The following is a 24,377-nucleotide window of genomic DNA, read 5'->3' as shown; positions in this document are numbered from 1 at the left end:
GCTCGGCTCCGGTCTAACACTCAGTCCCCATGACTAACGAAGTCGATCGCAATCGACATCGCCACGCCGGAAGGCGTCGACCTCGTGCGTCGCCTGGCGCGGATTTCCGATATCGTCGTCGAAAATTACAAGCCGGGCGATCTGGCGCGCCGCGGCCTTGCCTATGAGGATCTGGCAGCCATCAAGCCCGATCTGATCTGGTGCTCGATCTCGGGATTTGGCCAGACCGGCCCCTACAGCCACCGCAGGATGGGCGTTGCCGATGCGGCCCGGCACACGCCCGGATACCAGATGATTGGTTGCCGCATTGATCAGCCAGGCGATCTGGCTGTCGTAGAGGGCGAGATCGATCTGCTGGCCTTGCCCTGTGCGGTCGCGATGGCGCAACGCCGCCAGAATGCCTACGGTCGCGTACATGCCGCACATCACGTCTGCTATCCCGACGCCGGTCTTGACCGGAGAACCACCGGCCGTGTCCGGCTCGCCTGTAATGCTCATGATGCCGCCCATGGCCTGGATCAGGAAAACGTACCCGGTAACAAAAAGCCGCCATACTGCGGCGCATATTTTCCCGGGTTTGCTTCGAAGGCTTTGCGGTTTTCCTCCGAGGCGAACAGGAAGCGGGCATCACGGTAGGTCACGGCAAGGTCCGCTTTGCCCTCAACCGGCTTGCTCTGGACGAAATATGCGACCGGATCATAGCCCGAAATCGCCACACCGCTCTTCTCGTTGATCTCTCCGGCCACGGCGACAGTTGCCAGCTGAGCAACGATAAGGGCTCCAAGGAGGGGTCTGGGAATTGTCATGGTGCTTCTCCACGTTGACAGATTGCTGCGTCTTCCTGGTTGCAGACATACGGCGCATCCAATGAATCGGCTGCGCGAAACCGGTGTTTCTCCTGCGATCTCTATTTCTCTTGATCGTTAGACTACGATCAGGGGGACGCGTTACAGCGTCCGACAAAATGACGGCCCGTCCCGCGCTCGGCGCGCACGATATCTCCGGTGCCGGCGCCGTTGAATTGCCGTGCAAGCCTGCGTTTGCCGGCCGGCGGCCCACGAGCCCATCAGGAAAAGGAGACGCCGTTCATCCACAGCAGGTTCGCTCCGCACGAAGCCACGCACGCGACACGGCGGCTGCACCCGGCACCGCAGGTTTCGCCGGTGATGGGGTGGAAAACGCAGCTATTCGCCGAGACGCGGCGACGCCCTGACCGTGTCGATGATATCGCCGAGCAGCAGATGCAGCGCATCGCGGTAACCGGTGCGTGCCGACGGGCCGCTCTCCTCAGACGTCATCACCACGGTCAGATCCAACGCCGGAACGATATAGAGCATCTGGCCGCCATAGCCCCAGGCGAAATGCACGGTCTCGCCAGCGATCTGACGCTGAAACCAGCCGTAGCCGTAGATGTCGCCGGAGAACCGAGAATTGGTGCGCGGTTGCCAGGAAAGTGCGACCCATTGCGCCGGCACCACCTGTCTTCCATCTGCCGTTTTGCCGCCGTTGCGGTAAATCTCGCCGAAAGCAAGCAGAGATCGCGCACTCATGGCCATCTGGTTGCCGCCGAGATAGATGCCCTGGGGATCGCGGTCCCAGGCATCGATGCGAAAACCCTTGATCGGACCAAGCCATTCGCGGGCGAGAGCAAGCGTCGACTTGCCGCTGACCTTGGTCAGGATTGCCGAGAGCAAATGGGTGGACGCGGTCGAATAAAGCATCTGCCCGCCCGGTTCGTCGTCGAACGGCTGCGCGAGTGCGGAGCGGACCCAGTTCCGGCTGGACACCCAGCGGCCGTAATTCGGACCGGACATCCTTCCGAGACCGGCCTGCATCGAAAGCAGATTGCCGATGGTGATGTCCTCAAGCCGCGGATCGGGCGAAGCCGGCAGGTCCGGCTTGAGGATCGGAGCGATCTTCTGGTCCGGGCCCTCAAGCAAGCCCTTGTCGATCGCAATGCCGACCAGAGCCGATACGATCGATTTGGAAGCCGATTTGATGTTGTTGGTGTCCGTAGGGCGGGTGCCCCGGTAGCCGCGCTCGGCAAGGACAGAGCCAGCTTGTGAGACGATCACGGTTTTCAATGGCTTGAGGTCGTCGCGCGCCGCAAGGCCGTCCAACAGCGCCGCAAGCGGTGGCCGATCCTGTGCGACCGCCAGCGAGCACATCAGCAGTAGAGAAAAAAATGCGGCAGCAAACCTGATCATGCATTCGATCTAGGATGAATGCGCGGCCGCGTCATGGGGCCGCGCGCAATGTCACGCGGATTTGAAGCCGGGTGACCGGCCGGTCCTGTCGTGACTCAGTCGCGCAGCACTTCAAGCAGCGGTGGAGCGGATGCGCCTGTGGCGAGGACCGACACGAAACGGCGCAGGCTCTGCCGGACGAAATCCGCAACCGGGATCTGCGGATCGAAACTCCACCAAAGCAGGGCCCCCTGCCAGTGGGACGCCATCAGGAGGCCAATGCCGGGTACCGGCCCCGATGGACCGGAGAGGCGTTCATCCAGCGCCTGTGAGAGCGCATCGCGCCATCGCGCGCCGCGGGCGCGAAGCGCCGGATCGCGCAAATCCTCGCGCAGGATCCGAAGCCCGTCGGCATAGGTTTCGATGCCGCCATAGTCGCCGGACAGTCCGACGAGCAGATCGACGGCGCCTTCCGGTGTCTTCGGCAAGGTCGCGGAAAGCTCTGAAGTCAATCGGTCGAGCCCGTCCCAGGCTTGCAAAAGCGTGCGCCGAACGAGGTGCTGCTTGTTCTCAAACCGCTGGACCAAGGTGGAGGCGGAGAGCCCGGTGCCCGTGGCAAGAGCGGCGAAGGTCAGGCCCTCCGGGCCGCTCGCATGCATGATCGCCAACGCGGCTGCCAACACATCTTCATCAGGCATTGTTTTGGGGCGTGGCATCTTGACTCGCATTAATAACCGAATAATCGTTTATATATCCTATTCTCATAGCCACGACCAGATGGCCTCGATCACCGATGGAGGAAAATATGACGCTCAAGGGAAAAATTGCATTGGTCGCAGGCGCCACTCGCGGCGGCGGACGCGGCATTGCCGCCGAACTCGGTGCGGCGGGCGCAACCGTCTATGTCACCGGCCGCACCACGAGAAGCCAGCAGTCGGAATACAAGCGCCCCGAAACCATCGAGGAGACGGCGGAACTCGTCAGCGAACTCGGCGGCGAAGGCGTCGCGGTGCAGGTCGACCACCTGCAATCCACGCAGGTGAAGGCTCTCATCGAACGCATCCGGCGCGAGCACGGTCGGCTCGACATTCTCGTCAACGACGTCTGGGGTGGAGAAAACCTCTTCGAATGGAACAAGGCGGTATGGGAACATGATCTCGACAACGGCTTGAAGCTGTTGCGCCTGGCGATCGACACGCATCTGATCACCGCCCACCATGCCCTGCCGCTGATGATCGAAAATCGCGGCGGGCTGCTTGTCGAGGTGACGGACGGAACGGCCGAGTACAATGCCGAGCATTATCGGCTCTCGCCCTTCTACGACCTCGCCAAGGTCGCGGCCAACCGCATGGCCTGGGCACATGCCAAGGATCTGGAACCGTACGGCGCCACGGCCATCTCGATTACCCCGGGCTGGATGCGCTCTGAAATGATGCTGGAGCATTTCCAAGTGACGGAAGAGACCTGGCGAGAGGCAACGAAGATCCAGCCGCATTTCGTCATTTCCGAAAGTCCACGCTTCGTCGGCCGCGCCATCGCGGCGCTGGCCGCGGATCCGCAGAAGGCCCGGTGGAACGGGCAATCGCTGTCGAGCGGCAGCCTTGCCCAGGAATACGGCTTCACCGACCTCGACGGCTCGCGCCCCGATTGCTGGCGTTACATGCGCGAGGTGATGGAGCAGAACAAGCCCGCCGACGCGACGGGCTATCGCTGAAACATCTCACGCGAAGGCGTCCAGCGATCAGATCGTCAGTGTCTGGATCGCACCGTCACCGAACTCGCAATCGAGTTCCCAACCGGCTGCAGCGGCACGCACACGCAGAAATGTCGCCCCGTCTCCAGCCGCCGGGCGCGTTGCATTGACGACGCAGCGGTAGGTCTTCGCACCATTTCGGATCTCGATCGCCTCGCTGTCGACGATCTCCTCGTCGATGCCGTTGGCGAAGGGATAGGGCGCAAACATCGCCGCCGTGTGGATCGAGTGTAGACGAGTGATGAGAGAGCCATCCTCATCGCATAGATCGACGGTGGCGATGCAGCCTCGATGTTCATCGCCCGAGAGAAACACCACATGCTCGACCCGGTTCTCGGCGATATAGGCAAGCACCTCGCGAAGCGTGTTGGGATAACCGTCCCAGCCGTCGGAATGCAGCGCACTCAGGTTCGTCCACGACAGGCTGCGGTCGCGTTGGATGGCGCGCCGATGCCGCGGCAGGAACATCACCGGCGACACCACGAACTTCGGTGCGGGCGCCAGCAACAGCCATTGCTTCAAACTGTCCATCGTCGCCGGCGCAATCATCGCCGCCGTCCTAAGACCGTCGCCGACCTTGCGGTGTGTGCGCTGCGTCCGTGTGTCGAGCATGAAGAAATGAAAGCCGTCGAAATCGAACATCTCGAGCTTGGCATGCATGCCGCGCTGATACTTCCTGTAGGCTTCGATGCCCCGCGTCACCTTTTCGGCGTTGTCATCGTCGTCGGGATCGGAAATCGGCTCCCAATTGTCGTCGATCTCATGATCATCAAGCAGCATGAAGGACGGGATCTTCCGCAGCACGTTGCGCACGCTTTGCTGGTTGAGCCAGGCTTCATAGGGCAGACGATATCGATCGTCCCGCCGGGTCGGGTCATAAAGGCCCGCTGTCGGGTCGACATAGACCTGGTCGCCGACGAAAAGCGCGAAGCGCGGCTTGATGCCGACATTGGCCTCGAGCCGCTCGCCGATGCGGCGATAGGAATGGTAGGCGACGGCCTCGTCGAGAAATCCGGCCGGATACTGGCACGACGACAGCGTAAAACTGGTGCCGTTCGGCGTCGGTTCCAGGGGCGGCTGCACCGGCGGATCGTAGGGAATGACGCCGTCCCTCAAGTCGAAATCCTGTTCGACAACGGGAAGAGGCGCTGCCTGCATGAAACCCTGCCGCTTTGTATTCGGAGTGGGAAAGGCGAGCGCACGCTCCACAGCGACGGCCATTTCTTCAAATCGACTGAAGGCAAAGGCGATCGCCTGCTTGCTCGCGGCATTGCCCGCACCTGTCGGATCCAGCCGGCGCATCTGCTTCTTCGCGATATCGGCAACGAAATAGCCGTAGGCTGGCCCCTGCCCGGCACGGCCGGGCTGTGCCAGATGCCTGTCGAAATCGAAGGTCGGCAACGACAGCCCGCCGCCAGGACCAGCAATCGGATCACGCGGAGCGGCGGTCTCGCGCAGCACGATCACCGGCGGTGGTGCCGCAATGGGTTCAAGCGGCGGCGGTGGCTCCTCATGATCGAGGTCCGGTGCCGCCAACGCCGCATCCTCGTCGTAGACCAACAGGACCAGAAGCGCATTGCCGCGACCCGCACCAGCGTTGCCCGGCATGCGGGCCGGCAGCGGGGCTTCGAATGCGTCCCAGCCATCGTCTTCAAGCGCCTTGGAGGTATAGGCCACAAGGTGTTCGATGAGATATTGGATATCCCAGGGCTTCGCCGCATCATCCGGTCGACAGATACGTTCGTTGACCAGCCGGATGCGCAGCAACAATGCGGCTTCCGTCGCCCGGTGCGAGGGCGCCGAACCAAGGCGGATCACCAGCGCCGGCGTCTTCGGGCGCTCTTCAGTGAGGATCGGACCGATCCAGGGCGGATAGACCACTTTTTCGCTGTCGGCCTTGATTACACCCGTCGGTATGTCGGCGTCGAGAAACTGCTGGATCTGCTGCAAGGTCGCATGACGCGTCGTTCCCACCAGAGCATCCTGATGGCCCGCACCCGGGTTGACGAAGGGAGGCCTATAGACCCGACCAGCATCGCCAAAAATCTGGCGCATGCGATCAACGGTCGAGACGTGCGACAGGCCGTTTTCCGCCCCATGCACGCTGAAGGTCGGGAACGACCAGTGCTTTTCCAGATTCTGGCGCGAGACCAGGCGATTGCGCCCATGAAAGTCCGTCATCGTCGAATAGCGCACGAAATGCAGTGTCGACGACACCGTCGACAGGCTCAGCGGACCGAAATGCTCGTCGATATAGCGCAGCATCTCGGGCTCCATGTTGCGCACGTTGAAATCGCGACCGTAAAGCGCGTCCATGCGGTGCCGCGTCCGCGTCCAGGGCGTTCGTTTCGTCGGCCATAGCGGATTTTCGACGTCGAATTCCTCGACGGGATAGGGCAGTGTCGAAAGCAGCCGATCGAGAAGATCGTCGGCCAGTGTCGGCTCCTTCGGGTTGAAGCTGTAGCAGTCCGGCAGGAAATCGATGAGATAGCGCACGACATAGGCGCGAAAGATGTTGGCCGGTGCGAAGACCACGAGCGGGCCGACCTGCGTGAACGCCGCGCGATTGACGAGCCCGGTCGCATGGCCGTTCAAAACCGCAATGCTGAAAACGACGGTTCCCATGCAATGGGCGATCACGTCGACCGTTCCGTCCGGCGACGTCGCCGCCACCGTCTTCAGGGCTGCCGGCACGTCGACATTGCCGATCTGGTCAAAACTCCAGGCCTGCGTCGCGGTCGGCTGACCAGCGCTGGTTCTCAGATCGGCGATCCAGATGTCACGGCCGGTGCACCAGAAATGGCTGGCGAAGTTGGGGTTGACCGCATGATGCGCAAACGTCGTGCCGCTGGCGCTATAGCCGTGGAACATCACCAGCGGCCGCTTCTTGGTGTTGGGATGACGATAGCGCGTCAGCCGCACTTCGCCGGGGATGTCGTTGCCTCCGCCATCCGGCCGTTCGGGCGCAAGCGCGATGCGGTGCAGTTCGGCGGTGATCGATGCGCCGCCAGGCAGCTTCAGGGTGGTCGGCGGCAGGCGGTTGACGATCGCCTCGCTTGACCGCTTGTCCTGGTCGGGAGAACGAAAGCTCCAGATGTGCAGACCAAGCAGAAGCCGCGTGACGAAGCCGAAGAATGTCAGCAATTCGCCGATGGTGTTGGCGCCATCGCGTTGATTGACGATCCGGAATAACGGCAGGCCGATCCGCGCGAGATAGCCGACATCGAGTTTCAGCACGCGCTCGCCGCTGTCAGCGCTGAGGCCTGGAAACCTGTCGAGCCTCACCTCCATGAGTTGGCGCCAGGGGTTGCAGCGCCTCTCATAGGTGAAGGTCTTGGTGCCGACGATACGGTTGCCAGCAAGCGTGATCTTGCCGCCGACGTCCCGTGGCCCAATGGTCAGATCATAGCTGAGCGCCCTGATCTCGCCGGAGCGGCTGGCGATCGCAAAAGCAGATTTAAGCCGCGACCAGATACCGGGGCCGTCATCCCCATCGACAAGAGCCTGGTAGCCGTCGCGAAGGCCCCGGTTCAGCGTCCACGCCTTGCCGGCACGCCACACCCGCCCAAGCAACGTGCTTTCCTGCCGCTCGAATATCCTGAGGCTGCCGGAAATCGGCGCGCTGAACTCGACGGCGGCGTCGAGTCGCTGCTCCTTCACATGCAAAGGCAACCAGGTTGTCTCGAGCGTTTCCCAGACCTCCCGAGGGAAGATCCGGATCTGGCTTCTGATGGCGCGATCCGGCACTTCGGTCGCGACACGAAGGATCGGATGTCCGCCATTGTTCGGCGTCAATTGTCCAAGTCTCGTCGGTGTAAACCGCATGGTCAGCTCGACGATCCGGGTTTCCTCGACCCCATCAGTGGGCGTCAGGCGAATGGGGCCGACAAGCCGTTCGGTGATTTCCACTTCGCTCGACTGCGCCCGTGCGGCGACGTCGGTGCTGCGAAAGACCGGACGAACCAGTGGTGGACCCATGGGCCGGGCTTCGGCCACCGCATAGCCCCACTCGTCCGCCAACGTTTCGGCCGCGCGTAGCGCGATCGCGGTAATCGTCAAGGCAGGGTTCGTTGCAAGGGCCGTTGGAATCATCGATCCGTCGAGCACGACGAGATCGTCATACACAGCATCGGAATCCGCCGATGTGAAGACGCGCCCCAGATGGTCGACCACACCGTCCGCGCCGGTATCGGCCATCACGCATCCGCCAAGCGGTTGGACGGTTGCCAACGGTCCGCGCTGGTCTTTGAGCAGCCAGGTCAGATCGGCCGGCAACAGTTTCCAGACCGGATTGGGGATGAGGCGGCCACCTGAGTTCTTGGTCAGCGCCGCGAGCGCCTCGATCTCCTTGTCGAAGATCGGCAGGCCTTGCAGCTTGTCCCAGCGGATCCGCGCGATGCCGTCGCGATCGGTCGCGATGAGATCGCCGTCGAGCTCGATCCGGCCCGCCGCGCCATCATCGGCCATGACGGCGTAGAGGGCCGAGTGGCCGATGCGTGCCGGCGGCACTGCGTAGATATCGTCATCCGGAAACCCCGGCCGGTGACGGCTGCCGTCATGCCTGGCGAGGCCGTGCAGCGTATTGAGCGTGGCAAAAACCTCGGCAAAGGCGATGCGCAGGGCGGCCGGCACCGACATTTCCTCGATCATGACACCGGCGGAGGCACGCAAGTCGATCACGCCGGTAATCATCGGCCCGATCGCCCGGGCCGAGGGTTTGACCGTTTCATCCGCGACAGTGTTGACAGTGGCTGTAGTGGCATAGTCGGCAACCAGCATGTCACCATTGGTCGAGCACCGTGTTCCGAGGTTCTTGTCGGGCAGTTGCAGGCCCAATCCGCGTGACCGCATCAGGATTTCGCTGGAGCCGAGAGTACCGGCGGCAAGCACGACCTTGCGCGCCCTGATCGGCACCGTCCCGCCGTCGCGCTTTCGCAATTTTGCGTCGGTGTAGACGCTGTTGACGATCCAGCCCGCCTCGCCATCCCTGGCGATGGTCAGCACGGTCGCACCGCTGAAAATTTCCGCACCGTACTCGTGTGCCCGCGCCAGCAAATTGACGTCGAGCGAGTTCTTCGCACCCCCATTGCAGCCGGTGGCGCAATCGCCGCAGCGCACGCATTTGTTAAGGCGTACATTGCCCGAACTGACGGTGTCGCTCATCGCGACCGTGATCGAGGCGGGGCGGAAATTGCCGTCCGGGGCGATGGAGCGAACGGAGCGAAACTTTTGCGGCACGCCATCAACATGGTTTGCAATGGTGTTTGGGGTGCCCATGATGGTGCTGCCGAGCAGATCACGGGCGCGATCGAAATAGGATTTCCAGACCGAGAGGTCCTTGAGGGCCGCTGGCCATCCCCTATGGAATATGCTTGGCAGCGGCGTTTCCATGACCCCGGCATTGATCAGCGAGCCGCCGCCCACGCCATTGGCGACGACGGTAACGACCTCCGCACCGATCCTTATGTCGATCAGGCCCTCCTTGTTGTTGTCGCTGCGAATATGGCGCGGCAATTCACCAAGCCCTGTCGGAAACGAGCCTGGCAGATATTCACGCCCGCGCTCGAGCACGCCAACGGAGATCGGCCTGCCCTCATGCATGCGACCGGCGAAGCTCGATGCGGCAACGGCACCGCCATACCCGCTGCCGATGATCAGGACATCGAAGTGCACATTGGCGGGCGCCTTGCGAACACGATCGACCAACCGTTCGAATCCCTGCGATATCCAGGCCGTTTTCGATTCCGTGTCGAGGTCGCTCATGCCGACCTCTCCGGCAAGCTGCCGCAACGCCTCGTCGATGACGGCCTCCGATCCTTTGTCGGTCTGCGATCTGCCTTTGCCAATGTCGCTTCTCTGCACAGAGTTCTCCACCAGATGTGCCGCCACCCTCGGTCGCAGCCGCCTTTCTTCCGGTCTTTCCACGCCCGCAAAATATGCTCGCATCCATTTCATGCGTCGAAGCCAGAAGATATCGACTTAACCTTGGGTTGTACATGAGCACAAAGCGCCGCATTGGCCCTTCCGACCCATGTCCTGATTTCGACTGAGGTTGACGCCCCCCTCTTAGCGCCGGGTGAATTATATGCGAAAGTCTGCAGATACGTGAGAGGGGAACCACTAATCCAGAAGTAGTAGGCTCCTCACCCCATCGTGTGAGCGAATTGGGCGCCCCGGCGCTTCCTCCGTCTTTCTGCAGCCGTGAGAAAGAAGTCATGGGAAAAAACGATCCGCTCCTGGAGGGCTTCCTGCCGCTGGAACTGCTCGGCAGGATCCACGGCGCCAATGGCGACCGCCCGGCAGCCGTCGCATTTCCGGCCGCGGTGCTGTTCGTGGATGTGTCGCGCTAAACGGCCCTCGTCGAACAATTGGCCCGGCGCGGACAGGACGGCCTGGACCAGATCCCGAAACTGCTCACGCTCTCCTACGCCCGCTGCGCCGAACAGATCTGCAGCCGGGGCGGCGAGGTTCTCGGACGCTCGTTCTCAGCGCCGGAGACAGCTGCGCTGGTGCAATGCGCAGGGCATCCGTTTCTGGTCGCTCTATTATCGCGGAGATTGGAGCGCGTTAGAGCCTGCGGCGCTGACGCTTTTATCGCGGGCCCAGAACGCCGGAACATCCAGCAGGAAATATGGGCCCTGCGCTGCAAGGCGCTCTGCGTGCTGCACATGGATCGACCGCGCGAGGCGGTGGAGGTGCTCAGGCTGATCACCTCGGCCATGCTCGGCTCCGTCGATCTTGCCGCACAGATATCGGCGCGCGGTGCGCTGGCGCTGGCGCTCGCCCGCATCGGCAGGCACGCAGAAAGCGTCGAGGCCGCCGTCGACACGCTTCGTCTGCTGCGCGCCATGCGCCGGCCCTCCTCCCACAGCGCGCTGATCGGCATCTCCGGCGTCGAAGTGCTGTTTCGCGGCCGGGAGGAGGGGCTATCGCGCGAGTACGAGCAATGGGGTCATTGGGAGCGCCAGGTTCTGCATGAGCTTTCGCGCTATTGCCGGGTCTTCCCGGTGGGTACGGCGCAATACGGGCTGTGGTGCGGGTTGGCGCATTGGCTGGACGACAGCAAGGAGCGCGCGCTGTCGACCTGGACTCAGGGTCTTGCCGCAGCCAGGCGCCTGTCGCTCCGGCAGGACGAGGCGACCATCGCAGCCGAGATGCGGCGCCGACAGGATACTGTCTGATCGGCAACAGGCCGCCGTCAACCCGGCCTCAGCCTAGCGCGGTTTTCCGTCGACGGCCTTGAACGCGCCTCTCGCCTCCTATAGTCCGGGTGCCGAGTTGATTTTGGATTGGGACAATCGTGTCGAGAGATCGTTATTCGAGAAAACTGGAATGCTCGAAATGTGGGGCGTCCGGCTTTGCAGAAGCCTCGGAGAACGACGATCCGAAAAGCAGGACCCGTGGTTTTCTCATCGACCAGATGCCAACGGGCTTTTCGACGGAGCGCCCGTCGAGCGATCCTGCCAAACACATGATGCGGTGCCGCTGCGGCCATATCTTCGCCTTCAAGCAGAAGACGGTCTATGCGCCGAGTGGCGAACCGCGAAACTAAACGAGGTTCCGCCTGCCTGCCGATCGACACACAAATCGTTGGAAGGCGATTTAGAGCGCTTCCGGTTTAGGCGGAATTCTGGAAACGCTCTATCCCTTTGTTCTTGCACGTTTCCTGACGGAAAACCGCTTCGCCCTTTTCCTGGAAATGCTCTCTAAGACGCCCGGACCACCAGGCCCAAAGCCTCACAGATCATCACCGACTGCTCGATCGTGATGACGGCGCGCTTCAGCGTCACCGTTTCAGGCTCGATTGAACTTATATCGCTACCGCGCAGATCACATCCGCTGAAATTGACGCTGTGAAGCCAGGCACCCGACAAGTCGAGCCCATTCATCGTTCCGCCGTCGCAACGCGCGCCAGTGAGGTCGGCCTCGCGCATGACCGTGTCGGCGAAAACAGCACTGCGAAGGTCCGCGCCCGGCAATCCGACGAAGGACCAGTTCCCACCCTTGACCCTCATCGCGTCGAACTTGCAGCCGTCAAACATGCTGCCGACGAATTTGCAGTCGTTGAAGATGACGTCGTAGAAATTGCAGCCGACAAAGGTACAGTTGATGAAGGCGCTGCCCTCATGGCGCGAGCAATTGAACTTGGCGCGACGGAAGGTGCATTCCTTGAAGACGGCACCGGCGCTCGTTGCCTCGGTCATATCAAGATCCGAGAAAAGCGTTCGGCTATGGTTACGGTCGGAGATATCCAGACCGTACCAGTCTACGCCCGCAAGGGGGGTTTCCGTTGCGGGGACTGCTTCTCCGTGTTTGCGTTCGGCCATTTTCCCCCGCCCTTCCCCAATTCAAGCATCGTCTGGCGCACGATGGCGGCCCTTGCATCGGCCTTGACTGCCGTTGCCGGTCTATTGCTGTAGAGCACTCCGTCAGCGCCTTCAACGGCCTGCACAAACCGCACCGGAGAAGATTAGCCCGGCCAGCGCCAGCTCTGGATCTCCGGCATGTCATCGCCATGTTCGCGGACATAGCGATGGTGCTCGTCGAGTTTGCCGTGAAGTTCGACGACGACACCCGCTACCTTTTCCGCCAGCCCCGAAACCCGGGCGATCGCCTCCAGCGCCAGATGAAAACGGTCGAGCTCGTTGAGCACCGTCATGTCAAAGGGCATCGTGGTCGTGCCTTCCTCGATGAAGCCGCGTACGTGGAAATTCTCGTGATTGGTGCGCCTATAGGTCAGCCTTGCGGCTGATGCAGCGGCGCGAGATCGGTGAGTTTTTCGATCGCCGCGATGTTTGCATCGTCGAGCCGGACCGCCCCTTGGAAGCGATCGCCGCCATGAACGACACCATGGCCGGCAGTTTTCCACCCGATGCATGTCGAAATGAGCTGGAATCTCGTCGATGAGATCGCGCATATCCTCCGTCGCTTGGCTGGAGGCTTGTGGCGCATGAGCTATTTCAGGAATGCCCGGAAGCGTCGCATGGCGAAGGCAAAGAGAATGGCGCCGATCACCAGCAAAGCAAGGAGCTGCGGCCAGACCACGTCCAGCCCTGCATCGCGGAAAAGAACTGCCTGGGCCAGAATGACGAAATGGGTGTTCGGCGCCGCAAGCATGATGGTCTGGATGATTTCAGGCATGCTCTCGCGCGGCGTCATGCCGCCGGAGAGAGCCTGCAGCGGCAGAAGCACCAGCATCAGCAGCAGACCGAACTGCGGCATGGAGCCGGCGATGGTCGCAAGCAGGATGCCCATCGACGTGGTGGCGAAGAGTTGCAGGGCCGTTGCCAGCAGGAACAGGATGAATGAGCCCTGCACAGGAACGGCGAGCACCCCTTTGACGATGAAGACCAGCGAAACCGCCGAGGCCAACAGCACCACAAGTCCCATCGACCACACCTTGCTGACCATGATTTCGAACGGGGTCACGGGCATGACCAGCAGGTGCTCCACCGTCCCATGCTCGCGCTCGCGGATGAGGGCAGCACCTGTCAGCACGATCGACAGGATGGTGATGTTGGTGATGACGTTCATCACGGCGCCGAACCAGCCCTTGTTCAGCTCGGCATTGAACCTCGCACGAAGAACAAGATCGACCGGTAGTGACTGTTCGCTGCGATGGCGATCGAGGAAGCCTGAGACCTCCCCGGTGACGATCTGCTGGATGTAACCATTGCCGGAAAAGGCCTGACTCATGCGCGTCGCATCAACATTGAGCTGGATCGTCGGCGAACGCCCGGCCAAGAGATCCGTCTGGAAATTCGGCGGAATGTCGAGGGCGAAGGTGTCGAGGCCCTGGTCCATACGCCGGTCCATTTCCGCCGGCGTGATCATCTGTGGGGGCACGAAATAGGGCGGATAGAAAGCTGTGGCGATCCGCGTCGAAACCGGCGAGCGATCTTCGTCGACGATGGCGACGGCCGCCCGATTGAGCGTTTCCGGCATCGCTGTCGAGCCGGTATAGACCGACAGCGTGAAGGAATAGACGATCAGGATCAACAGGATCGGATCGCGCCAGAGGCCCCAGAGTTCCTTGATGCCGAGTTGATAGATGTGGGACAGGCGCATCGTCACCTCGCCTGCTTCTTGAGGGACAGGGTGCCGATGGCGAGCAGCACCGGCACCGCGATCAGCATCGGCACGAAGGCGCCGGCAAGATCGCTGAAGCCGAGCGCCTTGGAGAAGGTGCCGCGGGCGATCGTCATGAAATGCGTGGTCGGGTAGATCTGGCCGATGAATGCGCCTGCCCCTTCAAGCGACGAGACCGGATCGATCATGCCGGAATACTGGATCGCCGGAATGAGCGTCAGGATCGCCGTGCCGAAGATCGCCGCGATCTGGCTCGCCATGAAGGTGGAGATGACAAGCCCCATCGCCGTCGCCGCCGAGACATAGATCAGTCCCGCGACCGTCCAGGTCACGAGGCTGCCGGTAAACGGCACCCGGAAGACGAAGATCGCGAACGCCGTCAACAGAACGAAGTTGAGCATTGCGAGCGCGATATAGGGGATCTGTTTGCCGACCAGGAATTCCAGCCGCGTCACCGGCGAGACATAGAGATTGACGATCGACCCCAGTTCCTTCTCGCGCACGACACTGAGCGCCGACAGCATGGCCGGTATCAACATCAGCAAAAGCGGAATGACTGCGGGAACCATGGCGACGATGCTCTTGACGTCAGGATTGTAGCGGAAGCGCGTCTCGATCTTGAAGGTGCCGGTGGTTGCCGCATTGCCGTAGCGTTCGCGGATCTTGCCGGTCAGCCAATGGGCATGCAGCCCCTGGACATAGCCCTTGACCGTTTCGGCCCGGCTGGCCATGGCGCCATCGATCCAGGCGGCGATTTCGACCTTATCGCCACGGGCCGCATCGCGGGCAAAACCCGGCGGGATCTCGATCGCCAGGCTGAGTTCGCCGTTGCGCATGCGCCGGTCGAGGTCGGCGTAGTCGGTGATCGGGTCCTTCTCGATGAAGTAACGCGAACCGGCGATCTCGAGAATGTATTCGCGGCTGGTGGTCGTCTGGTCATGATCAAGCACCGCGAAGGTCAGGTCCTCGACATCCATGTTGATGCCGTAGCCGATGACGAACATCAGGATCACGGTGCCGATGGTGGCAAGCGTCGCCCGGATCGGATCGCGAACCAGCTCCAGCGCCTCACGGCGGGTATAGCTGAACATGCGCCCGACATCGAAAAACCCCGATTTCGAGGCGGGCCGCTTTGGGGCCTCAGGCTTGACGACCGGCTCCGAGGGGGCCTTTGCCCGAACTACCGCGGGAGCCGCCTGCTTCGCCCCGGCGATCGCCTCTTCCAGATAGGTGATGAAGGCCTCCTCCAATGTCGCTGCCAAGCGGCTCTTCATGATGTCGGCGGGCGTATCGCTCACCAGCACTTTGCCCGCATGCATCAGCGACATGCGATCGCAGCGCATCGCCTCGTTCATGAAATGGGTGGAGATAAAGATCGTCACCTGCTCGTTGCGGGAGAGGTCGACGAGGATCTGCCAGAAACTGTCACGCGCCACGGGATCGACGCCCGATGTCGGTTCATCGAGGATGAGGATGTCGGGCGAATGGATCAGGGCGACCGCGAGCGAGAGCCGCTGGCGCACGCCGAGCGGCAACGCGTCCGGCAAAGCCTCCATCACGCCTGAGAGGTCGAAGCGTGCCGCAAGTTCCTCGATTCGGTCAGGAATGGTATCGGCCGCCATGCCGAAAAGCTTGGCGTGCAGTTCGAGGTTCTGCAGAACCGTAAGCTCGGTATAGAGCGAGAAGGCCTGCGACATGTAGCCGACACGGTGGCGGACCTCCATGTCGCGCGGGTCAACCTCGCGGCCGAACAGCTTTGCCGTGCCTTCGCTGGCGGCAAGCAAGCCCGTCAGCATCTTCATCGTCGTCGTCTTGCCGCAGCCGTTGGAGCCGAGAAAGCCGAAGATCTCACCGCGGCCGATGCGGAAGCTGACATTGTCGACCGCGACGAAATCGCCAAAGCGCATGGTGAGGTTGTTCGCCTCGATGGCGATATCCTCGCCAACACCTTCCGGGCGCGGCGGAATGACGACGTCATGATGCTCGCGCCGCAACTCCTCGGGAAGCAGGGCGATGAAGGCGCGTCGAGCGTGTCGACGCCAGTCTTTTCAAGCAGTTCACCGGCCGTGCCCGTTGCCAGCACCCGGCCGGCATCCATTGCCACCAGCCAGTCGAAGCGCGCCGCCTCTTCCATATAGGCGGTTGCGACGATGACGCTCATACCCGGCCGCTCAGTGCGGATGTCGTCGATCAGTTCCCAGAACTGGCGGCGCGACAAGGGGTCGACGCCGGTGGTCGGCTCGTCGAGGATCAGGAGATCGGGATCGTGGATCAGCGCGCAGCAGAGCCCAAGCTTCTGCTTCATGCCGCCGGAAAGCTTGCCCGCAGGACGCTCCGCAAAGGGAGCCAGACCCGTGCTTTCGAGCAGGCTTGCGATCCGCTTTTTACGCTCCTCGCGATCGTGGCCGAACAGACGGCCGAAGAAATCGACGTTCTCGAAAACAGAAAGCGTCGGATAAAGGTTTTTTCCGAGGCCCTGCGGCATATAGGCGATGCGCGGGCAGGTGCGGCGCCGGTGGCCGGCATCGGCGATGTCGCCGCCGAGCACGTCGACGCGTCCGCCCTGCACGGCGCGTGCACCGGCGACGAGAGAGAGCAGGCTCGATTTTCCCACCCCGTCCGGCCCGATCAGGCCGGCCATGCAGCCCGAGGGTATATCGAGCGTCACGTCGTCCAGCGCCTTCGTCTTCCCATAGGAAAGCGTGACGGCGCTCAGGCGAACCACGGGCTCCGCCGGCGGCAGGCCGGCCCGGTCGGGATCCGCCATCACTGCACCAGCGTGCCGGTCTGGCTCGCCGGCCACTCAGCATTGGGGTCGACCTTCACATAGGCAACGCCCGGAAGACCGGTTTTCACCATGCGGATATACTTCTTCAGGAGTTCCTTGGGGATCTGCGCCTTGATGCGGAACGTCAGCTTCTGCCGCTCCTCGGCCGTCTCGACCGTCTTCGGCGTGAACTGCGCGACATCGGCGACATAGGAAACCTTGGCGGGAATGATGTACTGCGGCGCTGCATCCAGCACGAGACGGACCTCGCTGCCGATCGATAGACGCCCCGCCTGATCCGTCGGCAGGAAGAATGTCATGTAGACATCGCCGAGATCGACGAGATTGAGCACACGGCCGCCCGCCGCCAACACTTCGCCGGGCTGGACGACACGATATTGGATGCGGCCATCACGCGGCGAGACCAGAGTGCTATCGTTGATGTCTGCGACGATGCTTTCGACCGATGCCTTGGCTGCCTCGACCGAGGCTTCGGCATCGACGACCTGGGATTTCGCCGAATTGATCGCCGCATTCGACGCGGCGAGCGAGGCTTCCGCGGCACTGGCGGCAGCTCTTGCCCCCTCTGCCGTCGCCCGGTCGTCGTCGAGCACCTGCTGTGAAACCGTGCTCGTCTTGACGAGCTGCTCGGAACGGGCGAGCCGCCGCTCGGCAGCGTCCAGTTGTGCCCGGCGTTGTGCCAGAACGGCGTCGGCTGCCGCCTTTTCCGCCTCGCGCTGGGTCACAAGGTTCTTTGCCGCTTCGACGCCGATGACGGCGCGCCTCTCCTGTGCTTCCGCCTGCCGTTTATGGGCCTCCAGTTGGACCGTATCCATCTGGGCAAGCACCTGACCGGCAGTGACGAAGTCCCCCTCGTCCACCATGATCTCTTTGATTCTGCCCGGCGTTTTCGTCGAGATATCGATCTCGACCGCCTCGATGCGTCCGTTGCCGCTGGCGATCCCGGCGGGTAGCGCATTGCGATCCAGATTCTGCCAGGCGTAGTAGCCGCCCGCCAGCGCAAGAACGACCAGACCGATCACGAGCCAATTCTTCCGGGCTTTTTCCATATCAGCGTCCCACCTTCAAATGCATCCCACGACAATAGACCGCGGTCACCCAAACACAACCGGGAATAGGCCTGGCGCGGGGAACCGTCACCGCGGCGTAAACGGATCGCTAAAGCAGACGCGAAGGAGCAGGTCATCGCATTGACTCATGTCAATTGGGCTCAAGACAGGCACTGCCATTTGACAAAAGACGATTGAAAAAATCAAAAGTAAAAAGCTGATATTGACAGATGTCGATCATCGTGTGATTTTTGTCGAAATCGATGGTGGCAAAATCGCCATCGCAGCGTGGGAGGACACCATGCAACCGCTTTTGAAGGTTGAAGGACTGAAGAAATCATTCGGGGGCGTTGCTGCATTGCGCGACGGCCGCCTGGAGCTTCAAGCCGGCTCCGTTCATGCGCTTTGCGGCGGCAATGGCGCCGGAAAGTCGACGTTTCTGTCGATCCTGATGGGCATCCAGCAGCGCGACGGTGGCACAATCTGGCGCCGCGGCAAGGAAGTGCACTACGGCAACCCCGCCGAAGCGCTCGCCTCCGGCATCGCCATCATCGAGCAGGAACTGAGCCCCGTCCCGCATATGACGGTCGCCGAAAACATCTATCTCGGCCGCGAGCCCTCGGGGCGCTTCGGCGGCATCGACTTCAAGAAGATGAACCGGGATGCCCAGCAACTGCTGGATCGGCTCGAATTCGGCATCCGTGCAACCCAGACGATGATGACCCTTTCGGTTGCGCAGATGCAGCTGGTCGAGATCGCCAAGGCTTTCAGCCATGAAGCCGAAGTCATCTTCATGGACGAGCCGACATCGGCGATCGGCGAGAAGGAAGCTCAGCACCTCTTCGCTGCGGTTGCCCGCCTCAAGGCCGAAGGCAAGGGCGTCGTCTACGTCTCGCACCGGCTGTCGGAGATCTTCCAGATTGCCGACAGCTACACTGTCTTTCGCGATGGCGGCTATGTCGGCAGCGGCCTGCTCGCCGATATCGACCGCCCGGGCCTGATCAAGATGATTGTCGGGCGCGAACTTGGCGAAGAATATATCAAGACCAACGACCCGACCGACGAGATCGGCCTGGAGGTTTCGGGCCTGACGCTGCCGGGCAAAATCGAGGACATCTCGTTTTCGGTGCGCAGGGGCGAAATCTTCGGCATCTACGGGCTGATGGGCTCCGGCCGCACGGAAATCTTCAACTGCCTGTTCGGCCTCGATCGCCCGTCGCAAGGCGACGTCAGGCTCGAAGGTGAACCGGTCAACGTCACCAAGCCAGCCGACGCGATGGCCAGCGGCATCGCCTTCGTCACCGAAGACAGGAAAGTGAGCGGCCTCAACCTTGCAGACAGCGTTCGCGGCAATATCTGCCTTGCAAGCCTCCCGGAGATGAGCCCGAGCTTCGTCATGAAGCGCCGAGACGAGGCCGCGGCAAGCGCCCAGATGATCGCCCGGTTCGGCATCAAGGCCGCCCGCGACACGATGCCGGTCTCGGGCCTTTCGGGCGGAAACCAGCAGAAGGTGGTGCTCGGCAAATGGTTCCTGCGCCAGCCGAGATTGCTCTTGCTCGATGAGCCGACCCGCGGCGTCGACGTCGGTGCCAAGCGCGAAATCTACCGCATCATCTGCGACTTCACCGCGGCCGGTGGCACCGTTGTCATGATTTCCTCGGAGATCGACGAGGTGCTCGGCATGTCCGATCGCATCCTGGTCATGCGCCAGGGAAAATCCGCCGGCATCTATGACCGCCGGGCGACCGACGCCCGTTCGCTCGTCCACCTGTCGACCTGAACCACCCGCGAGATCGACGCCAGAAGCGCTTGTCCGACATCAAAGGGGCCTGAGAACCGTGTCCAATATCGAAAACAAATCGTCCAGCAGCTGGTTCAATGCCGAAAACCGCGGCACGATGATCCAGGAATACGGCATCTTTCTCGCCTTCCTGCTGTTGGCGTTCATCCTTTCGCTCTCCAACGAATATTTCCTGACGCCGGGCAACATTTCGAACGTGCTGCTGCAGACGTCGATCAACGGCGTGCTCGCCATCGGCATGACCTTCGTCATCCTGACGCGCGGCATCGATCTTTCCGTCGGCTCGGTCGTGGCCCTTGCCGGCATGGTGAGCGCCAGCTTCGCGACGACCTCGGCGACGGCAGGCATCGCCGGCGCGCCCTACCCTTTCTTCATCGCATTGGCGATCGGCATTCTCGTCGGCGTCGCCTGCGGTATCATCGTCGGCTTCATCGTCTCGCGCTTCTCTGTTCCGGCCTTCGTCGCCACGCTCGGCATGCTGTCTGCGGCGCGCGGCATGACGCTGATCTATGGCGGCGGCAAGCCGGTGCCGGCGCTGACGCTGGAATTCCGTTGGATCGGAACGGGCAACATCCTCGGCATCCCGATGCCGGTCATCCTGCTGGCGATCGTCTTCCTGGCCTCCTGGTGGATCCTGACCCGCACGCGCTTCGGCCGCTACATCTACGCCGTCGGCGGCAACCCGCATGCGGCCAAAACCTCGGGCATCAATGTCACTCGCATTCGCTTCCTCGTCTACGTCATTTCCGGCGGTCTTTCGGGCCTTGCAGGCATGATGCTCTCTGCCAGGACGGGCTCGGCCCTGCCGCAGGCCGGCATCGCCTATGAACTCGACGCAATCGCCGCGGTCGTGATCGGCGGCACCAGCCTTTCTGGCGGCGTCGGCCGGGTGACGGGAACGCTGATCGGCGCGCTGATCATCGGCGTAATGAACAACGGCCTCGATCTGATGGGCATCCAATCCTACTACCAGCAGGTCCTCAAGGGCGCGCTGATCGTCGGCGCCGTGATGCTCGACCAGAAACGCAATCAGGGTCTTTGACCCCTAAGAGATTGGCCGCCGAGCGGCTGCCATGAACCAATCCGTGCGCCATGAAGGTCGCGGAAACCACAATATGGAGGAGTAGCATGAAGAAACTCGTGATCGCCCTGGCTTCCGCCACGGCCCTCTTCGCGTCATCAGCCGTCGCGCAGGAAAAGCTCAAGATCGGTGCAGCGCCCTACGGACTCAATGCCGAATTCATGCAGATCTGGTCGGCGGCGCTTGAAGAGCACCCCGCCGTCAAGAGTGGCGAAGTCGAACTGACCGTGTTTGACGGTCGCTACGACGCGCTGGTCCAGCAGGAACAGTTCAACACGATGATCACGCAGAAGTTCAACGCGATCATCTTCGTGCCGATCGACATCGAGGCCGGCGCAACCGCCGTTCAGGCGGCGCATGATGCCGGGATCCCGGTCGTCGGATCCAACACCCGCGTCAACTCCGACCTCTTGACCGCCTATGTCGGCTCCGACGACACCGTCTCCGGCTACATGGAAGCCAAGACCGTGCTCGACAAGATCGGCTGCAAGGGCAACGTCGTCATTATCGAAGGCCCGATCGGCCAGTCGGCGCAGATCTCCCGCCTCGAGGGCAACAAGAAGGCGCTTGCCGAGTGCCCTGACGTCAAAGTTCTCGAGCAGCAGACGGCCAACTGGTCGCGCGCCGAAGCCCAGACCCTGATGGAAAACTGGCTGACGGCCCATTCAGGCCAGATCAACGGCGTCATCGGCCAGAACGACGAGATGGCGCTCGGCGCGATCGAAGCGATCAAGTCGGCCGGCCTCAAGGTCGACGACTTCGCCATTGCCGGCATCGACGGCGTGACCGATGCCCTGACGGCCGTCAAGGAAGGCACGATGACCTCGATCCTGCAGGATGCCCGCGCGCAGGCACAGGGCGCGCTCGACCTCGCGATCTTCCAGGCGAAAAAGGGTGACTACAAGCCACAGTCGGACATCTGGGCGCAGTATCCGGACATGCCGTTCAACGACGGCAAGGACAAGGAATACAACGTTCCGTGGACGCCGGTCACGACCGAAAACGTCGACAAGCTGCTCGAAGCCCGCAAGTAACGCCAACTCAAGCGGGGCGGCCTGCCCGCCCCGCTTTCCAACCGCCGAGGGAAAACGACATGACCGAGACCACACCGCAGATCGACCTCAATTTCCCGCTGACGGGCAAGGTTGCCCTCGTCACCGGCGGTGCCTCCGGCATCGGCGCGGCGATTGCCAGCGCCTTTGCCGCCAAGGGCGCGAAAGTGGCGGTGCTCGACATCAACGAGGATGTCGCGCGCACAAAAGCCGAGGCTCTCGGGGCTGATGCAAGACCCTTCGTCTGCGACGTCTCGGACCCAGCCTCGGTCAATGCGGCCGTGTCGGGCGTGGTCGCCGCTTTCGGCGGCATCGACATCGCCGTCAACAGCGCCGGCGTAGCGCTTCTGGCGCCTGCCGAAGAGCTGTCGCTCGACTACTGGGACAAGACCATCGCCATCAACCTCAAGGGCAGCTTCCTCGTCACCCAGGCCGTCGGCCGGGCGATGATCGCCGCCGGCAAGGGCGGCAAGATCATCAACCTCGCCTCGCAGGCCGGTACCGTCGCGATCGAAGACCATGTCGCCTATTGCGCCTCGAAGTTCGGCGTCATCGGCATGTCGAAGACCTTTGCGGCCGAATGGGGCAAACACGGCATCTCCGTCAACACCATCTCGCCGACCATCGTCCTGACCGAACTCGGCAAGAAGGCCTGGAGCGGCGAAAAGGGCGAAGCCGCCAAGAAGCGCATTCCGGCCGGCCGTTTCGCCTATCCCGAGGAAATCGCGGCCGCTGCCGTGTTCCTGTCGTCGGCGGGAGCCGACATGATCAACGGCGCCGATCTCTTGATCGACGGCGGCTACACCATTCTCTGACGACGCACGACCCCATCTACAGGAGACACCATGCAAAGGTTCATCAACAATCCCGACGAGGTGGTCGAGGACACCGTCAAGGGCTTCGTCAAGGCGCACTTCGACATCGTGCGCCTGGCTGACAACCCGCGCGTGGTCGTCGCCAAGGGCGCACCGGTTGCCGGCAAGGTCGGCGTCGTCACCGGCGGCGGTTCCGGCCACGAACCTGCCTTCATCGGCTACACCGGCCGCAACATGCTGGACGCGGTCGCCGTCGGCGAACTCTTTTCGTCGCCGACCGCCAAGAGCTTCCATGATGCCATCCGTGAAGCGAATGGCGGCAAGGGCGTCGTCTGCCTCTATGGCAACTACGCCGGCGACAACATGAACGTGAAGATGGCGATGAAGCTCGCCGCCAAGGACGGCATCGACGTCCTGACCGTCGTTGCCAATGACGACGTCTGCTCGGCACCGCCGGAGGAGCGCGAGAAGCGCCGCGGCGTGGCCGGCGAAATCTTCATGTGGAAGATCGGCGGTGCCAAGGCGGCTGAAGGCGCAAGCCTCGAGGAGGTGCGTGCAACCGCGCAGAAGGCCATCGACAATTGCCGTTCGATCGGCGTCGGTCTCGGGCCATGCACGCTTCCGGCGGTCGGCCATCCGAACTTTCAGATCGAGCCCGGCACGATGGAAGTCGGTATCGGTCATCACGGCGAACCGGGCGTACGCGTCGAAGCGCTGAAGACCGCCGACGACGTCGCCAAGGACATGTGCCAGATCGTGCTCGACGATCACAACCTGGCGTCAGGTACCGAGGTCGCGGTGCTGGTCTCTGGTCTCGGCGCAACGCCGCTCAACGAACTCTATATCCTGAATGACACGATCGAGAAGGAAATCACCGGTCGCGGTCTTCGCATCTACCGGACCTATATCGGCAACTACTTCACCTCGCTGGAAATGGTCGGCGCCACGCTGACCGTGCTGGCGCTCGACGACGAACTCAAGGCGCTCCTCGACGTCGAGGTTCGCTGCACCACCATCCTGTGACGAAAGAGGCGCATCATGCAGACGTTTAGCAACGCCAACTCAGGCGCGATCGTGCTGTCGCTCGCAGAGCGCATCATCGAGAACCGCGCCTATCTGAGCGAGATCGACGGCAAGATTGGCGACGGCGACCACGGCGTCAACATGGCCAAGGGCTTCGGCATGGCCGCCGATCGGCTGAAGGGCAAGGAGGCAACCTTGTCCGAGGCGCTGGATACGCTCGGAACCGTGCTGATGACCGAGATCGGCGGATCCATGGGCCCGCTCTACGGGGTGATGTTCACCGAGTTCGCCGAAAAGCTCGACGGTGTGCCTGCCATCGATGCGGCAACCTATAGCCTCATGCTGCATGCCGGCCTCGAGGGCATCCAGTCGATCGGCTCGGCCAAGGTCGGAGACAAGACGCTGATCGACACGCTCGTTCCGGCCGTGGAAGCCTTTGACGGTGCGACCGCGAGCGGCAAACCGTTCGACGAGGCGCTCGATGCGCTTGTTTCCGCAGCCGAAGCTGGCCGCGATTCGACCCGCGACCTCGTCGCCAAGATCGGCCGCGCCAGCCGGCTCGGCGAGCGCTCGCTCGGCGTGCTCGACGCCGGTGCGACCTCCTGCGCGATCATCCTGAAGGAACTTTCGCTGGGCGCACGCGCACGCCTGACGTAACCCCTGCCGAAGGCGACGGCACGGTTCCGTGCCTTCGCCAGACACCTTCGCCTCCCAAGGCCGGTGCGATCCCGCTCAAAAAC

18 protein-coding genes and 4 pseudogenes are annotated in these 24,377 nt (G+C 62.3%); 11 read left to right on the top strand and 11 right to left on the bottom strand.

The window, feature by feature from the left end; all coding sequences use genetic code 11:
• Nucleotides 1–39: 39 nt before the first annotated feature.
• A pseudogene (locus BKP54_RS12875) lies at nucleotides 40–237 on the top strand (CoA transferase); the annotation flags it as partial.
• Here BKP54_RS12875 and BKP54_RS12870 read toward each other — a convergent pair.
• The 4 genes and pseudogenes from BKP54_RS12870 to BKP54_RS12855 all read right to left on the bottom strand — a co-directional run.
• Nucleotides 238–537, bottom strand: a pseudogene (locus BKP54_RS12870) (CoA transferase); the annotation flags it as partial.
• On the bottom strand, nucleotides 519–806 hold the full coding sequence (locus BKP54_RS12865; protein WP_084814496.1) for a YHS domain-containing (seleno)protein: 288 nt from the start codon (nucleotides 804–806) through the stop codon (nucleotides 519–521). The pseudogene BKP54_RS12870 and the gene BKP54_RS12865, both read right to left, overlap by 19 nt.
• A gap of 378 nt (nucleotides 807–1,184) precedes the next feature.
• A complete protein-coding gene (locus BKP54_RS12860) occupies nucleotides 1,185–2,207 on the bottom strand; it encodes a serine hydrolase (RefSeq protein WP_057221914.1) in 1,023 nt (340 codons plus the stop codon).
• Between the two features lie 95 nt (nucleotides 2,208–2,302).
• Nucleotides 2,303–2,902: a TetR family transcriptional regulator gene (locus BKP54_RS12855; protein WP_057221947.1), complete on the bottom strand. Its 600-nt coding sequence runs from the start codon at nucleotides 2,900–2,902 to the stop codon at nucleotides 2,303–2,305.
• A gap of 89 nt (nucleotides 2,903–2,991) precedes the next feature.
• Between BKP54_RS12855 and BKP54_RS12850 the strand changes: the two genes are divergently transcribed.
• Nucleotides 2,992–3,900, top strand: coding sequence for an SDR family oxidoreductase (locus tag BKP54_RS12850; protein WP_057209914.1), 909 nt, complete (start codon nucleotides 2,992–2,994; stop codon nucleotides 3,898–3,900).
• 27 nt (nucleotides 3,901–3,927) lie between these two features.
• Here the strand turns inward: BKP54_RS12850 and BKP54_RS12845 are convergent, their stop codons facing one another.
• Nucleotides 3,928–9,801, bottom strand: coding sequence for an alkaline phosphatase D family protein (locus BKP54_RS12845; RefSeq protein WP_158071691.1), 5,874 nt, complete (start codon nucleotides 9,799–9,801; stop codon nucleotides 3,928–3,930).
• Between the two features lie 353 nt (nucleotides 9,802–10,154).
• On the opposite strand from BKP54_RS12845, the gene BKP54_RS37095 reads away from it, so the two are divergent.
• The 3 genes from BKP54_RS37095 (at nucleotide 10,155) to BKP54_RS36480 (ending at nucleotide 11,491) form a co-directional block, all read left to right on the top strand.
• Complete coding sequence (locus tag BKP54_RS37095; RefSeq protein ID WP_280951638.1) at nucleotides 10,155–10,289, top strand: hypothetical protein; 135 nt, start codon at nucleotides 10,155–10,157, stop codon at nucleotides 10,287–10,289.
• A 309-nt stretch (nucleotides 10,290–10,598) separates the two neighbouring features.
• Nucleotides 10,599–11,120 carry a hypothetical protein gene (locus BKP54_RS35045; RefSeq protein ID WP_128090408.1) on the top strand — a complete coding sequence of 174 codons (522 nt, stop codon included), beginning with the start codon at nucleotides 10,599–10,601 and terminating at the stop codon, nucleotides 11,118–11,120.
• Between the two features lie 116 nt (nucleotides 11,121–11,236).
• A complete protein-coding gene (locus BKP54_RS36480) occupies nucleotides 11,237–11,491 on the top strand; it encodes a hypothetical protein (RefSeq protein WP_057222818.1) in 255 nt (84 codons plus the stop codon).
• 154 nt (nucleotides 11,492–11,645) lie between these two features.
• Here BKP54_RS36480 and BKP54_RS12830 read toward each other — a convergent pair whose 3' ends face one another.
• The 6 genes and pseudogenes from BKP54_RS12830 to BKP54_RS12805 all read right to left on the bottom strand — a co-directional run bounded on the left by BKP54_RS12830 (nucleotide 11,646) and on the right by BKP54_RS12805 (nucleotide 17,865).
• A complete protein-coding gene (locus BKP54_RS12830; RefSeq protein WP_198956834.1) occupies nucleotides 11,646–12,143 on the bottom strand; it encodes a pentapeptide repeat-containing protein in 498 nt (165 codons plus the stop codon).
• 266 nt (nucleotides 12,144–12,409) lie between these two features.
• A pseudogene (locus BKP54_RS36475) lies at nucleotides 12,410–12,682 on the bottom strand (phosphoketolase); the annotation flags it as partial.
• Entirely contained in the window at nucleotides 12,676–12,891 is a 216-nt protein-coding gene (locus tag BKP54_RS36470; protein WP_057222815.1) for a hypothetical protein, read from the bottom strand. The pseudogene BKP54_RS36475 and the gene BKP54_RS36470, both read right to left, overlap by 7 nt.
• 3 nt (nucleotides 12,892–12,894) lie before the next feature.
• On the bottom strand, nucleotides 12,895–14,007 hold the full coding sequence (locus BKP54_RS12815) for an ABC transporter permease (RefSeq protein WP_057209922.1): 1,113 nt from the start codon (nucleotides 14,005–14,007) through the stop codon (nucleotides 12,895–12,897).
• 2 nt (nucleotides 14,008–14,009) lie between these two features.
• Nucleotides 14,010–16,795: pseudogene (rbbA, locus tag BKP54_RS12810) on the bottom strand (ribosome-associated ATPase/putative transporter RbbA).
• The gene (locus BKP54_RS12805; protein ID WP_057222813.1) at nucleotides 16,795–17,865 is read right to left on the bottom strand and encodes an HlyD family efflux transporter periplasmic adaptor subunit; all 1,071 of its coding nucleotides are present in this window, start codon (nucleotides 17,863–17,865) and stop codon (nucleotides 16,795–16,797) included. Before BKP54_RS12805 ends, rbbA begins: the two are co-directional and overlap by 1 nt.
• 301 nt (nucleotides 17,866–18,166) lie before the next feature.
• Here BKP54_RS12805 and BKP54_RS12800 point away from each other — a divergent pair, with 301 nt between their 5' ends.
• The 6 genes from BKP54_RS12800 to dhaL all read left to right on the top strand — a co-directional run bounded on the left by BKP54_RS12800 (nucleotide 18,167) and on the right by dhaL (nucleotide 24,294).
• A complete protein-coding gene (locus BKP54_RS12800) occupies nucleotides 18,167–19,645 on the top strand; it encodes a sugar ABC transporter ATP-binding protein (RefSeq protein ID WP_057210108.1) in 1,479 nt (492 codons plus the stop codon).
• A gap of 58 nt (nucleotides 19,646–19,703) precedes the next feature.
• Nucleotides 19,704–20,708: a sugar ABC transporter permease gene (locus tag BKP54_RS12795; protein WP_084814491.1), complete on the top strand. Its 1,005-nt coding sequence runs from the start codon at nucleotides 19,704–19,706 to the stop codon at nucleotides 20,706–20,708.
• 86 nt (nucleotides 20,709–20,794) lie between these two features.
• Nucleotides 20,795–21,781 (top strand): substrate-binding domain-containing protein, encoded by a 987-nt coding sequence (locus BKP54_RS12790; protein ID WP_025429352.1) that lies wholly within the window; start codon nucleotides 20,795–20,797, stop codon nucleotides 21,779–21,781.
• Nucleotides 21,782–21,840: 59 nt separating this feature from the next.
• On the top strand, nucleotides 21,841–22,614 hold the full coding sequence (locus BKP54_RS12785) for an SDR family oxidoreductase (RefSeq protein WP_025429353.1): 774 nt from the start codon (nucleotides 21,841–21,843) through the stop codon (nucleotides 22,612–22,614).
• A 30-nt stretch (nucleotides 22,615–22,644) separates the two neighbouring features.
• Nucleotides 22,645–23,637, top strand: coding sequence for a dihydroxyacetone kinase subunit DhaK (locus BKP54_RS12780; protein ID WP_084814490.1), 993 nt, complete (start codon nucleotides 22,645–22,647; stop codon nucleotides 23,635–23,637).
• A gap of 15 nt (nucleotides 23,638–23,652) precedes the next feature.
• A complete protein-coding gene (dhaL, locus tag BKP54_RS12775) occupies nucleotides 23,653–24,294 on the top strand; it encodes a dihydroxyacetone kinase subunit DhaL (RefSeq protein WP_025429355.1) in 642 nt (213 codons plus the stop codon).
• Nucleotides 24,295–24,377 lie beyond the last annotated feature (83 nt).

The organism is Ensifer sp. 1H6 (genome assembly GCF_001976035.1).
Lineage (GTDB): Bacteria > Pseudomonadota > Alphaproteobacteria > Rhizobiales > Rhizobiaceae > Ensifer > Ensifer canadensis.
Note: the sequence above shows the minus strand (reverse complement) of the source record. Positions and strands in the feature narration are given on the sequence as shown.

Coding starts and splice junctions, on each gene's coding strand:
- BKP54_RS12830 (WP_198956834.1), bottom strand. CDS start 12,143: ATGACCGAGGCAACGAGCGCCGGTGCCGTCTTCAAGGAATGCACCTTC.
- BKP54_RS12790 (WP_025429352.1), top strand. CDS start 20,795: ATGAAGAAACTCGTGATCGCCCTGGCTTCCGCCACGGCCCTCTTCGCG.
- BKP54_RS36470 (WP_057222815.1), bottom strand. CDS start 12,891: ATGCGCCACAAGCCTCCAGCCAAGCGACGGAGGATATGCGCGATCTCA.
- BKP54_RS12865 (WP_084814496.1), bottom strand. CDS start 806: ATGACAATTCCCAGACCCCTCCTTGGAGCCCTTATCGTTGCTCAGCTG.
- BKP54_RS12780 (WP_084814490.1), top strand. CDS start 22,645: ATGCAAAGGTTCATCAACAATCCCGACGAGGTGGTCGAGGACACCGTC.
- BKP54_RS12800 (WP_057210108.1), top strand. CDS start 18,167: ATGCAACCGCTTTTGAAGGTTGAAGGACTGAAGAAATCATTCGGGGGC.
- BKP54_RS12815 (WP_057209922.1), bottom strand. CDS start 14,007: ATGCGCCTGTCCCACATCTATCAACTCGGCATCAAGGAACTCTGGGGC.
- BKP54_RS12860 (WP_057221914.1), bottom strand. CDS start 2,207: ATGATCAGGTTTGCTGCCGCATTTTTTTCTCTACTGCTGATGTGCTCG.
- BKP54_RS12855 (WP_057221947.1), bottom strand. CDS start 2,902: ATGCCACGCCCCAAAACAATGCCTGATGAAGATGTGTTGGCAGCCGCG.
- dhaL (WP_025429355.1), top strand. CDS start 23,653: ATGCAGACGTTTAGCAACGCCAACTCAGGCGCGATCGTGCTGTCGCTC.
- BKP54_RS12805 (WP_057222813.1), bottom strand. CDS start 17,865: ATGGAAAAAGCCCGGAAGAATTGGCTCGTGATCGGTCTGGTCGTTCTT.
- BKP54_RS12850 (WP_057209914.1), top strand. CDS start 2,992: ATGACGCTCAAGGGAAAAATTGCATTGGTCGCAGGCGCCACTCGCGGC.
- BKP54_RS12785 (WP_025429353.1), top strand. CDS start 21,841: ATGACCGAGACCACACCGCAGATCGACCTCAATTTCCCGCTGACGGGC.
- BKP54_RS37095 (WP_280951638.1), top strand. CDS start 10,155: ATGGGAAAAAACGATCCGCTCCTGGAGGGCTTCCTGCCGCTGGAACTG.